Source organism: Variovorax soli NBRC 106424, assembly GCF_001591385.1.
GTDB classification, from domain to species: domain Bacteria; phylum Pseudomonadota; class Gammaproteobacteria; order Burkholderiales; family Burkholderiaceae_C; genus Variovorax; species Variovorax soli.
The window spans coordinates 1-9,987 of record NZ_BCUU01000143.1; the positions used below are offsets into that span (position 1 = coordinate 1).

The 9,987-nt window shown below is 68.3% G+C and carries 9 protein-coding genes and 1 pseudogene; 4 read left to right on the plus strand and 6 right to left on the minus strand.

Going from position 1 to position 9,987, the window contains the following annotated elements; all coding sequences use genetic code 11:
- Both VSO01S_RS24625 and argS read right to left on the minus strand, forming a co-directional pair.
- Positions 1-205: pseudogene (locus tag VSO01S_RS24625) on the minus strand (hypothetical protein); the annotation flags it as partial.
- A gap of 11 nt (positions 206-216) precedes the next feature.
- A complete protein-coding gene (gene argS, locus VSO01S_RS24630; protein WP_068645415.1) occupies positions 217-1,899 on the minus strand; it encodes an arginine--tRNA ligase in 1,683 nt (560 codons plus the stop codon).
- 132 nt (positions 1,900-2,031) lie between these two features.
- On the opposite strand from argS, the gene VSO01S_RS24635 reads away from it, so the two are divergent.
- Positions 2,032-2,301, plus strand: coding sequence for a hypothetical protein (locus VSO01S_RS24635; RefSeq protein ID WP_068645416.1), 270 nt, complete (start codon positions 2,032-2,034; stop codon positions 2,299-2,301).
- A gap of 75 nt (positions 2,302-2,376) precedes the next feature.
- Here the strand turns inward: VSO01S_RS24635 and VSO01S_RS24640 are convergent, their stop codons facing one another.
- From VSO01S_RS24640 to VSO01S_RS24655, 4 genes are read right to left on the minus strand one after another with little or no spacing between them, the layout of a single operon-like run.
- Complete coding sequence (locus VSO01S_RS24640) at positions 2,377-2,829, minus strand: DUF2214 family protein (RefSeq protein ID WP_068645417.1); 453 nt, start codon at positions 2,827-2,829, stop codon at positions 2,377-2,379.
- Positions 2,826-3,848: a LysR family transcriptional regulator gene (locus VSO01S_RS24645; RefSeq protein ID WP_084242098.1), complete on the minus strand. Its 1,023-nt coding sequence runs from the start codon at positions 3,846-3,848 to the stop codon at positions 2,826-2,828. Before VSO01S_RS24645 ends, VSO01S_RS24640 begins: the two co-directional genes overlap by 4 nt.
- A 28-nt stretch (positions 3,849-3,876) precedes the next feature.
- Positions 3,877-5,091, minus strand: coding sequence for a CaiB/BaiF CoA transferase family protein (locus VSO01S_RS24650; RefSeq protein WP_068645418.1), 1,215 nt, complete (start codon positions 5,089-5,091; stop codon positions 3,877-3,879).
- Positions 5,088-6,041: a hydroxymethylglutaryl-CoA lyase gene (locus VSO01S_RS24655; protein ID WP_068645419.1), complete on the minus strand. Its 954-nt coding sequence runs from the start codon at positions 6,039-6,041 to the stop codon at positions 5,088-5,090. The genes VSO01S_RS24650 and VSO01S_RS24655 overlap by 4 nt, the downstream gene beginning before the upstream one ends.
- 260 nt (positions 6,042-6,301) lie before the next feature.
- On the opposite strand from VSO01S_RS24655, the gene VSO01S_RS24660 reads away from it, so the two are divergent.
- The 3 genes from VSO01S_RS24660 to VSO01S_RS24665 form a co-directional block, all read left to right on the plus strand.
- Complete coding sequence (locus tag VSO01S_RS24660) at positions 6,302-8,503, plus strand: malate synthase G (protein WP_068645420.1); 2,202 nt, start codon at positions 6,302-6,304, stop codon at positions 8,501-8,503.
- 136 nt (positions 8,504-8,639) lie between these two features.
- Positions 8,640-8,918 carry a hypothetical protein gene (locus tag VSO01S_RS27395; protein ID WP_153305419.1) on the plus strand — a complete coding sequence of 93 codons (279 nt, stop codon included), beginning with the start codon at positions 8,640-8,642 and terminating at the stop codon, positions 8,916-8,918.
- Positions 8,919-9,100: 182 nt separating this feature from the next.
- Positions 9,101-9,987, plus strand: an 887-nt coding sequence (locus VSO01S_RS24665) for a DUF3300 domain-containing protein (protein ID WP_245684319.1), incomplete at its 3' end; no start/stop codon positions are given.

Here is a 9,987-nt window from a genome sequence, read left to right on the forward strand (position 1 = left end):
GGCGGGCCTCGGCCTCGTCCTGCTCGGCCGTGTTGCGCTGCGTCTTCGAGACGAAGGGGATCGGCACCTTGGTCACGTACACCGCAATGCCCAGCGCGGCACCCAGCCCGAGCACGATCCCGATGATCAGCCCGATGAAGGTGTTGCCGCCTTGGCGTTTCGTCTTGGTCGACTTGGTCGACTTTGTCGTCTTGGTCTTCGCCATCTACTTTTTGCCTACATCTTGCGCGGCGCGCTCACGCCGAGCACCGCCAGGCCATTGTGCAGCACCTGCGCGGTGGCGGCGACGAGCGCCAGGCGCGCCAGCTTGAGCTTCTCGTCGTCCACCAGGATGCGCTCGCTGTCGTAGTAGCTGTGGTAGCTGGCGGCCAGCTCGCGCAGGTAGAAGGTGACGTCGTGCGGCGCGAAGTCGTTGGCCGCGGCGGTGAGCATGGTCGGGAATTTGGCCAGCATCAGCATGAGCGCCTGCGCGGCCGGGCTGTCCAGCACCGACAGGTCGGCGCTCTTCAGCGTCGCCTCGTCGCCGCCCCAGGCCGCCAGCACCGAGCAGATGCGGGCATGGGCGTACTGCACGTAGTACACCGGGTTGTCGTTGTTCTGCGCCAGCGCCAGGTCGACGTCGAACATGTACTCGGTGTCGGGCTTGCGCGAGAGCAGGAAGAAGCGCACCGCGTCGGTGCTGGTCCACTCGATCAGGTCGCGCAGGGTGACGTAGCTGCCGGCCCGCTTGCTGATCTTCACCTCCTCGCCGCCGCGCATGACGCGCACCATGGTGTGCAGCACGTAATCGGGGTAGCCCTGCGGGATGCCCTCGCCGCTGGCCTGCAGGCCCGCGCGCACGCGGGCGATGGTGCCGTGGTGGTCGGTGCCCTGGATGTTCACCACCTTGTGGAAGCCGCGCTCCCACTTGGCGATGTGATAGGCCACGTCCGGCACGAAGTAGGTGTAGCTGCCGTCGCCCTTGCGCATGACGCGGTCCTTGTCGTCGCCGTAGTCGGTCGACTTGAGCCACAGCGCGCCGTCCTGCTCGTAGGTCTTGCCCGCGGCCACCAGCTGCTTGACGGCGGTCTCGACCCGGCCACTGGTGTAGAGGCTGGACTCGAGGTAGTAGTTGTCGAAGCGCACCCGGAAGGCCTTCAGGTCCAGGTCCTGCTCGCGGCGCAGGTAGGCCACCGCGAACTGACGGATGGAGTCCAGGTCGTCGATGTCGCCACTGGCGGTGTATTCGCGGTCGTCCGACTTGACGGTGGCCTTGGCCAGGAAATCCCTGGCGATGTCGGCGATGTACTCGCCGTTGTAGGCCTGCTCGGGCCAACCGGGATCGCCGGGCTTCAGGCCCTTGGCGCGCAGCTGCGTGCTGTTGGCCAGCGTCTGGATCTGCACGCCGGCATCGTTGTAGTAGAACTCGCGGAACACCGCCTTGCCCTGCGTTTCCAGCAAGTTGCAGATGGCGTCGCCCAGCGCCGCCTGGCGGCCGTGGCCCACGTGCAGGGGGCCGGTGGGGTTGGCCGAGACGAACTCGACCAGCACGCGCTCGGCGCCTTCGGCCGGCGCTGGCTGGCGGCCGAAGCCGGCGCCGGCTTCCAAAACCTCGCGCACCACCTGCTGCTTGGCGGCCGTCTTGAGGCGGATGTTGAGGAACCCGGGCCCGGCGATCTCGATGGCGTCGACCCACTTCTGGTAGGCGGGCGTGGCCAGCAGGGCGTCGCTGATGTCCTGCGCCAGCTCGCGCGGCTTGCGCCCGAGCGGCTTGGCCAGTTGCATGGCGGCGGTGCAGGCATAGTCGCCGTGGGCCGCCACCTTGGGCGATTCGAAGGCCGCCTTGGCGCCGGCGCCGGGCGAGAGGGATTCGAGCGTGCCGGCCAGTGCGGCGAGCAGCTCCTGTTTGACCAATAGCATCGCCGGATTTTATCGGGGGCGGTTCAAACCCCTATCCAGCGTGTCATCCGCACGCGTTCCCGCCCCGTTACGATGGGCAGCCCCACTCTGGGCAAGCTTTTTTTGCAAACCTACCCTTCGAGGACACAACTGATGAAAAAGCTCCTTCCCCTCTTCGCGATGGCAGCCTTCCTGGCCATGGGCAGCGCGCACGCGGCCGACGGCTGCGACGCCAAGGCGGTCGACAAGAACGGCAAGCCCCTGGCGGGCGCCGCCAAGACCAGCTTCATGAAGAAGTGCCAGAAGGACACCGCGGCTGCGGCCTGCGAGCCCAAGGCCGTGGACAAGAACGGCAAGGCGCTGGCCGGCGCGGCCAAGAACAGCTTCATGAAGAAGTGCGAGGCGGACGCGGCCAAGGGCTGATCCCTGATCCCCTTTTGCACCGCCAATGCAGAGAGGCCCGCCGCGCGCGGGCCTTTTGCTTTTCTGGGGAGCCGGCTACTTGCCGAAGCCGCGTGCCAGGAACACGGCGAACAGCGGGATCAGCACCAGGATGTGCGCTTGGATCATGACCAGCTTGCGGGTCTTGCGCACCTCGGCATCGGCCGGGAGCGCCCCGCCGGCGCGCAGCTGCTTGCGCCAGCGCAGATAGGTCATGGTCGGAACGATGGACATCAGGCCGACGATGATGAAGAGCGTGAGCTTCACGTGCAGCAGCGGGTTGGTCCAGTACCAGGCCGGGCCCTTCACGCCCCACACCGTGCGCGCGATGCCGGTGGCCAGCACCACGAGGGCGGCCATGCCGTAGATGGCGTCGACGCGCGCCAGGCGCTCGACCACCGCCTTGTTGATCCACTCCACGCGGCACAGCGCCGCCTCGCTGGAGATGAAAACTACCATGGTCAGGATGGCCAGGAGATGCACGTAGGCCAGGATCGCTTCAAGAGTCATCGTGTTCGCTTTCTTGTGATGGGTTGGGGCAAACGGGGGGACGAAGGCGGGGCGACTGTACCGCCCACGCCGCCGCTCGTACCGCCCCAGTACTCCGGCCGCCCATATTCGCTCTTGAGAAAGTCCAGCCAGAGACGGACCCGCAAGGGCAGGTGCTTGCGTTGCGGAAATACCGCGTAGATGCCGTTGGGCGGCGCCGCGAACGCGTCGAGCACGGGCACCAGCAGGCCGGCGTCGATCTCGGCCTCCACCTCCCAGGTGCTGCGCCAGGCGATGCCGTGGCCGGCCAGGCACCAGTCGTGCAGCACCTGGCCGTCGGAGCAGTCGAGCGGGCCGGTGGGCTTGAGGTGGATCACCTCGTCGTCGTTGTCGCCCGCGGCGGCATCGGCGCCGGTGCGGGGGACCCGGAACGCCCAGCCGCGGGTCTGCGACGCGTCGCTCGAGAGCGTCAGGCAGGCGAAGCGCGCCAGGTCGCTGGGGTGCTGCGGCGTGCCGTGGCGGCGCAAAAAGGCGGGCGTGGCCACGCAGCGGCGCCGGTTGTCGGCCAGGCGCATGCTCACCAGCGAAGAGTCGGGCATGTCGCCCACGCGCACCGCGCAGTCGAAGTTCTCGCCGGCCACGTCGATCACGCGGTCACTCAGGTTCAGCGAGATGGTCACCTCGGGGTGCATCGCATGAAAGCGCGGCACCAGCGGCGCCACGTGGCGGCGCCCGAAGCCGGCCGGCGCCGTCACCCGCAGGTGGCCGCTGGCCTTCACGCGGCCGGCGCTCACGCTGGCCTCGGCATTGGCCAGTTCCACCAGCAGGCGCTGGCAGTCCTCCAGGAAGGCACTGCCCTCGTGGGTGAGGCTGATGCGCCGCGTGGTGCGCACCAGCAGCTTCACGCCCAGGCGCTGCTCCAGGCCGTCGAGCCGGCGCCCCATGATGGCCGGCGCCACGCCCTCGGCCTTGGCGGCCGCGGTCAGGCTGCCGCGGGTGGCGATGGCGACGAAGGATTCGAGCTGCTTGAGGCGGTCCATCGGGCGCGGTCAGTTCCGGGCGCGGGCCTCAATCAACCCGGGTGGTGATGCCCTGCGCCACCAGACCAGCGATCTGCTCGTCGCTGTAGCCCGCTTCACGCAGCAGCTGGGCGCCGTGCTCGTTCAGCGTCGGCGGTTGCAGGCGGATGCCGGGGCGCTCGCCGCCCACCGTGAAGGGCATCAGCGGCACCTTGGAGGTGCTGCCGTCGTTCATGCGCACCGGCGCCAGCCCGCCCGTGGCGTTCAGGTGCGGGTCGTCGAACAGGTCCTGCGGCTTGGTGATGGGCGCGAACGGCAGTTCGTTCTCCTCGAACACCCTGGCCAGCTCGGCCGCGCCGAATTCCGCCAGCCGCGAGCGCAGCTGCGGCATGAGCCATTCGCGCGCGCGGACCCGGTCGTTGTTGGTGGCCAGGCGCGGATCGGCATGCATGTCCATCAGGCCGAAGGCCTTGCAGAACACCGCCCACTGCTTGTCGCTCACCACGGCCAGGAAGATCTGCTCGCCGTCCTTCACCGTGAACACGTCGTAGATGCCCCAGGCCGAGATGCGGCTGGGCATGGGGTCGGCGGCCTTGCCGGTGGCGGCGAACTGCATCATGTGCTGGGCCACCAGGAACACGTTGTTCTCGAACAGGGCCGACTGCACCTCGCAGCCCTTGCCCGTGATCTCGCGCTGGCGCAGCGCCGCCATGGCCCCGATGGCGCCGAACATGCCGCCCATGATGTCGTTCACGCTGGTGCCCGCGCGCAGCGGATCGCCCTGGCGGCCGGTCATGTAGGCCAGGCCGCCCATCATCTGCACCACCTCGTCCAGCGCGGTGCGGTGGTCATAGGGGCCGGGCAGGAAGCCCTTGTGGCTCACGTAGATCAGGCGCGGGTTGATGCGGCTGAGGCTTTCGTAGTCCAGCCCCAGCTTCTTCATGGTGCCGGGCTTGAAGTTCTCGCTGACGATGTCGGCGCTGGCGATGAGGCGCAATGCGGCCTCGATGCCCTCGGGCTTCTTCAAGTCGAGCGCGATGCTCTTCTTGTTGCGGTTGAAGGTGGGGAAGAAGCCGGCGCCCGAACCCAGCAGGCGGCGCGTGCTGTCGCCCTCGATCGGCTCGACCTTGATGACTTCGGCACCCAGGTCGCCCAGCAACAGGCCGCAGGTGGGGCCCATCACCATGTGGGTGAATTCGACGACGCGCACGCCGGCATAGGGCAGCGGCGCAGCAGAGGAAGAAGTGTTTTCGTTGTTCGTCATGGCTGAAGGTGGGTGGTGGGCACGAAGCCCAGGGGCAGGCCGGCCTCGGCCGTCATGCCGTAGACCGGCTCGCCCGGCAGGCCGGCCATGAGCGGCGCGCGCGCCGCGACAAGCTTGTGGATGTCGATGCCGGTGGCGATGCCCATGGCCTCGAACATGAAGACCAGGTCTTCGGTGACCACGTTGCCCGAGGCGCCCGGCGCGTAGGGGCAGCCGCCCAGGCCGCCCAGCGAGGCATCGAAGGTGCGTACGCCCTCGTCCCAGGCAGCCAGGCAGTTGGCAATGCCCAGGCCCCGCGTGTTGTGCATGTGGGCGGCGCCGGCATGCTCGCCGATCTCGGCGCGCAGGCGCCGGAACAGGCGCCGCACCTGCGCGGGGTTGGCATGGCCGACGGTGTCGGACAGGCCGACTTCGTCGGCGCCGGCCTCCACGCATTGGGCGGCCAGGCGGATCACGTCGTCTTCGGGCACCAGGCCCTGCAGGGTGCAGCCGAAGGCAGTGGACAGGCCCACTTCCAGGCCGGCGCCCGGCGCCAGTTCGCGGCGCATCTCGGCGATGGCGCGCACCTCCTCGACCATTTCGGCCGGCGTCTTGCGCACATTGGCCTGCGAATGGGCGCGGCTGGCCGACACCGGCATGGTCAGCTTGTGCGCCCCGGCCTCGAGCGCGGCCTGCGCGCCCTTGCGGTTGGGCACCAGCGCCATCACCGTGAGGCCGGGCAGCTGCACGGCATGGCGCACCACCTCGGCCGCGTCGGCCATCTGCGGCAGCAATCTGGCGGGCACGAAGGAGGCCACCTCGATCTCGCGCAGGCCGGCGGCATGCAGCGCGCCGATCCAGCGCAGCTTGTCCGCGGTGGGCATGGTGGTCTTGACCGATTGGAGGCCGTCGCGCGGCCCGACTTCGCTGATGAGGACGGAGGGCTCCATGGGCGTGGGGTCCATAGGCATTGGAGGGCTCCTTGATAGGCGGGGAAATCGAACCCATTCTGGCACCGGGCCCCTCGGAGGCGGACTCGATTAGGTGCAATTTTGTCATCAATCAATCGCTTACAAGGCTCTTAATACTTCGCCCGGTATCAAATACAGTACTGGTTCGAGCGCATTGGCGCCGCCGTGCCCCTCGCGTCCGGCCTGTTTTCCCGCCGGACCCGCCCCACGCGCCGCCTCCTTCAGCGCACGCGATCTCTATCTTCTGGAAGAAACGCCCCATGACTCAACGCACCACCGTCCATGGCCTGCAAGTGGCCACCGAACTGCACCGCTTCATCGAAGAGCAAGTGCTGCCCGGCGCCGGCATCCAGAGCGCCTCGTTCTGGAAAGGCTTCGACGCCATCGTCAGCGAATTCGCGCCCAGGAACGCGGCCCTGCTGGCCGAGCGCGACCGCCTTCAAGCCGAGATGGACGCCTGGCACAAGGCCAACCCCGGCCCGATCACGCCCGCGGCCATGCCCGGCTACCGCGCCTTCCTGGAAAAGATCGGCTACCTGCAGCCGCAGCCCAAGGGCGTGAAGACCACCACCGCCAACGTCGACGCCGAGCTCGCCCTGCAGGCCGGCCCGCAGCTGGTGGTGCCGATCCTCAATGCCCGCTACGCGCTCAATGCCGCCAACGCCCGCTGGGGCTCGCTGTACGACGCGCTGTACGGCACCGACGCCATCTCCGAGGAAGGCGGCGCCGAGAAGGGCAAGGGCTACAACCCGGTGCGCGGCGCCAAGGTGATCGCCTTTGCACGCGACGTGCTCGACCAGGCCGCCCCCCTGGCCAGCGGTTCGCACAAGGACGCCACCGGCTACAGCGTGAAGGACGGCCAGCTGGCCGTCGCTCTCAAGGACGGCAGCAGCACCGGCCTGAAGGACGCGACCGTGTTCGCCGGCTACCAGGGTGATGCGGCATCGCCCTCGTCGGTGCTGCTCAAGCACAACGGCATTCACCTGGACATCCAGATCGACCGCAGCACGCCCATCGGCAAGACCGACGCCGCCGGCGTGAGCGACGTGGTGGTCGAATCCGCCCTCTCCACCATCCTCGACCTGGAAGACTCCGTGGCCGTGGTGGACGCGCAGGACAAGGTGCTGGCCTATAGCAACTGGCTCGGCATCCAGCTGGGCACCCTCACCGAAGAAGTGACCAAGGGCAACACCACCTTCACCCGCCGCCTGAACGCCGACCGCGTCTACACCGCGCCCAGCGGCAAGGGCGAAGTGAAGCTGCACGGCCGCTCGCTCATGTTCGTGCGCAACGTCGGCCACCTGATGACCAACCCGGCCATCCTGTGGGCGAACGGCAAGGAGATTCCCGAAGGCATCATGGACGCGGTCATCACCACCGCCATCGCCATGTACGACCTGCAGGGCAAGGGCGCCAACGGCATCCGCAACTCGCGCACCGGCAGCATCTACATCGTCAAGCCGAAGATGCACGGCCCGGCCGAAGTGGCGTTTGCCAACGAGCTGTTCGGCGCCGTCGAGAAGGTGCTGGGCCTGCCGGCCAACACCGTGAAGCTGGGCATCATGGACGAGGAGCGCCGCACCAGCGTGAACCTGCAGGCCTGCATCGCCGCCGCGCCGGCGCGCGTGGCCTTCATCAACACCGGCTTCCTGGACCGCACCGGCGACGAGATGCACACCGCCATGCAGGGCGGCCCGATGCTGCGCAAGGGCGACATCAAGAACACCAAGTGGATCGCCGCCTACGAGCGCAACAACGTGCTCACCGGCCTGAACTGCGGCCTGCGCGGCAAGGCGCAGATCGGCAAGGGCATGTGGGCCATGCCCGACCTGATGGCCGACATGCTCAAGGCCAAGATCGCCCACCCCAAGGCCGGTGCCAACACCGCCTGGGTGCCCTCGCCCACCGCCGCCACGCTGCATGCGCTGCACTACCACCAGGTGAACGTGGCGCAGGTCCAGCAGGAGCTGGAGAAGATCGACGCCGAAGCCGAGCGCGAGGCCATCCTGGCCGACCTGCTGCAGCCGCCCATTACCGCCACCCCCGACTGGAGCGACGCGGAGAAGCAGGCTGAGTTGGACAACAACGTGCAGGGCATCCTGGGCTACGTGGTGCGCTGGATCGACCAGGGCGTGGGCTGCTCCAAGGTGCCCGACATCCACAACGTGGGCCTGATGGAAGACCGCGCCACGCTGCGCATCTCGGCCCAGCACATCGCCAACTGGCTGCTGCACGGCGTGGTCACCAAGGACCAGGTCAACGCCACCTTCGAGCGCATGGCCGCCGTGGTGGACAAGCAGAACGCGGGCGATGCGCTCTACAAGAACATGGCCGGCAACTTCAAGACCAGCGCCGCCTACCAGGCCGCGCAGGACCTGGTCTTCAAGGGCATCGAGCAGCCCAGCGGCTACACCGAGCCGCTGCTGCACGCCTGGCGCCTGAAGGTGAAGGCCGGCGCCTGATCCGCCAGCCGCTCGGCACGGCCAAAGCAAAAGCGCCCTTCGGGGCGCTTTTTTTTCACGCTATGGCCGTTTGAAAGATGGCCGTTACGCCATTCTGGGGATGGCAGCAGCGCCCGCGGCGGGAACAATCGCAGGCATGTCACACGTCCCCACCCCGCTGCCGCCATCCTCCCATCCGCCGCCCGCACGGCTGAACAGCGCGCAACTGCGCGAGCTGAGCCAGCAGTGGCGACAGCGGGTGGACGAGGACCCCGAGAAGGTGCAGCGCGTGGCCGCGGTGCTCGAATGGCTGGCCGCGCAACGGGAGGCGCCGGCGCCCACGCCGGCACGCATGCCGCAGCGCACGTTCTGGCAAGGGCTGGCTTCCTGGCGCGTGCGCCTGTCGCGCCTGTCCCGCCTGCATCTGGCGCCCTGACGGCGCCTCGCTCCTTTTTCGCAATTGCGGGGCCGCAAGCGCCCCGCTATGCTCGCCCGCACGGTGCGCCAAGGGGGCCGCGCCCGGCCATCGCCGGCACCCGGCGGGGTCACAACAAAGGAGCTTTCATGTATCGACTGGCTTCCCGGTTCATGCGAACGCTGTTCGCCACGTTCCTGGCAATGAGCGCATCACTGGCCATGGCGCAGCAGACCTTCAGCAAGGAGCAGATCGACCAGATGATGGCGCCCATCGCGCTGTACCCGGACTCGCTGCTGTCCCAGGTGCTGATGGCCGCCACCTATCCCGCCGACGTGGCGGACGCGGCCAAATGGTCCAAGGCCAATCCCAAGCAGTCGGGCGATGCCGCCGTGAAAGCGGTGCAGGACCAGACATGGGACCCGAGCGTGCAGTCGCTCGTCGCCTTTCCCCAGGTGATCCAGATGATGGGCGACCAGCCCGACTGGGTGCAGAACCTGGGCGACGCCTTCCTGGCTTCTTCCAAGGACGTGCTCGATTCGGCCCAGCGGCTGCGCGCCAAGGCGCAGCAGACCGGCAACCTCAAGACCACCGAGCAGCAGACCGTGACGGTGGAGCAGGAGCCGCAGACGCAGCAGACCGTCATCAAGATCGAGCCCACCAACCCGCAGACGGTCTACGTGCCGGCCTACAACCCGACGGTGGTCTACGGTGCCTGGCCCTATCCGGCCTACCCGCCTTACTACTACCCGCCGTATGCGGGCTGGTACCCGGGCGCGGCGCTGGCCACCGGCATCGCCTTCGGCGTGGGCGTGGCGGCGGTGGGCGCCCTCTGGGGCGGCTGCAACTGGGGCGGCGGCGACGTGAACATCAACACCAGCCGCTACAACAGCATCAACACCAACCGCCAGATCTCGGCCAACCAGACCAAGTTCCAGCACAACGCGGCCAACCGGCGCGGCGTGCCCTACCGCGACCAGGGCAGCCAGCAGCGCTTCGGCAACAACCGCGCCGGCGACCCGTCGCAGCGCGCCGACTTCCGTGGCCGTGACAACGCCGGCCGCGACGCACAGCGCGAGCGCGCCGAGGG